This window comes from Mesorhizobium sp. M7A.F.Ca.CA.001.10.2.1, assembly GCF_003998575.1.
In the GTDB taxonomy this organism is placed as follows: domain Bacteria; phylum Pseudomonadota; class Alphaproteobacteria; order Rhizobiales; family Rhizobiaceae; genus Mesorhizobium.
The window spans coordinates 1-387 of the sequence record NZ_RZQY01001425.1; the positions used below are offsets into that span (position 1 = coordinate 1).

Genomic DNA, 387 nt, shown 5'->3' on the forward strand with positions numbered 1-387 from the left:
TTTCATGACGGAAACCACCTGGACCATTTCCTCGACCTTTATCTCCAACTGTAGCAAGAGTATCTCTGTTTATTTTGCCGTTAGTTACAACATTTTGTGTATGAGTTGAAGTCGTACCAGTGTGAAGTTTAATCGATGGTATTTTAGGCATACTTAATTTTTTACCTACCCAGTTAACACCACTGATCAATTTATTTAATCCGCCTTTAACTCCGCTGACCATACCGCCAATATGTCCTTTGATTCTACCAATCAATGTTTTTAATCCACTGGCCATATTTCTGAATGTATTTCTAACACTGCTCCATAAACTTTTTGCAAGACCAGTAACAGAGTTTTTTATACCTTTCCATTTAGAAATCGTATCACTTTTCGCTCTACTGAATG

General features: G+C 36.7%; 1 protein-coding gene. It reads right to left on the reverse strand.

The features are described from left to right. On the reverse strand, window positions 1–387 hold a 387-nt coding region (locus EN964_RS37410; RefSeq protein ID WP_206528872.1), incomplete at both ends, for a hypothetical protein.